General features: G+C 69.4%; 1 protein-coding gene. It reads right to left on the bottom strand.

Annotated elements, in window-relative coordinates; genetic code table 11:
* Window positions 1-4: 4 nt before the first annotated feature.
* Window positions 5-1,335 (bottom strand): replicative DNA helicase (dnaB, locus tag AB0J24_RS28745; RefSeq protein ID WP_358687011.1); only part of this gene is annotated, 1,331 nt, incomplete at its 5' end.

Here is a 1,335-nt window from a genome sequence, read left to right as displayed (position 1 = left end):
TCGCTCAGCCGTGTGCGAGGTCGGAGAAGCGGCTGTAGTGCAGCTGGTGCGCCACGGTGATCGTGGTGGTCGGGCCGTTACGGTGCTTGGCCAGGATCAGGTCGGCCTCGCCGGCGCGCGGGTCGTCCTGTTCGAAGGCGTCCGGGCGGTGCAGCAGCACCACCATGTCGGCGTCCTGCTCGATGGAACCGGACTCACGCAGGTCCGACAGCATCGGCCGCTTGTCGGTGCGCTGCTCGGGGCCACGGTTGAGCTGGCTCATCGCGACCACCGGGACTTCCAGCTCCTTCGCCAGCAGCTTGATCTGCCGGGAGAACTCCGAGACCTCCTGCTGGCGGGACTCGACCTTGCGGCCCGAGGTCATCAGCTGCAGGTAGTCCAGGATGATCAGCTTGAGGTCGTTGCGCTGCTTCATCCGACGCGCCTTCGCGCGGATCTCCATCAGCGTCAGGTTCGGCGAGTCGTCGATGTAGAGCGGCGCCTCGGAGATCTCCGACATCCGACGCGCCATCCGGGTCCAGTCCTCGTCGGACATCCGGCCGGCACGCATGTCGGCCAGCCGGATCCGCGCCTCCGCCGAGAGCAGCCGCATCACGATCTCCGACTTGCTCATCTCCAGCGAGAAGAACGCGCTGGTCATGCCGTGGCGGATCGAGCAGGACCGGGCGAAGTCCAGCCCCAGGGTGGACTTCCCGAGCCCCGGACGCGCCGCGACGACGACCATCTGGCCGGGGTGCAGACCGTTGGTCACCGCGTCGAGGTCGGCGAACCCGGTCGGCACGCCCGAGGACAACCCGCCCCGGGAGGCGATCGCGTCGATCTCGTCCATCGTCGGCTGGAGCAGCTCCTCCAGCACGGTGTAGTCCTCGGTGGTGGTGCGCTCGGTGACCTCGTACACCGCGGCCTGCGCCCGGTCGACGACCTCGTCGACCTCGCCGCCCTCGGCCCCGTGGTAGCCGAGCTGCACGATGCGCGTGCCGGCCTCCACCAGCCGGCGCAGGATCGCCTTCTCACCGACGATCTCGGCGTAGTAGGCCGCGTTCGCCGCGGTCGGCACGGTCGCGATGAGGGTGTGCAGGTACGGCGCACCACCCAGGCGCACCAGCTCACCGCGGCGCTGCAGCTCCGCCGACACCGTCACCGCGTCGGCCGGCTCACCGCGGCCGTAGAGATCCAGGATCGTCTCGTAGACCGTCTGGTGCGCGGGACGGTAGAAGTCCTCCGGGCGCAGGACCTCCACGACGTCGGCGATCGCATCCTTGCTCAGGAGCATCCCGCCCAGCACCGACTGCTCGGCGGTGAGATCCTGCGGCGGCTGCCGATCGAAGGTGCCGC

The organism is Pseudonocardia sp. NPDC049635 (assembly GCF_040659795.1).
Taxonomy (GTDB): Bacteria; Actinomycetota; Actinomycetes; order Mycobacteriales; family Pseudonocardiaceae; genus Pseudonocardia.
This window is presented reverse-complemented; position numbering and strand designations above follow the sequence as displayed.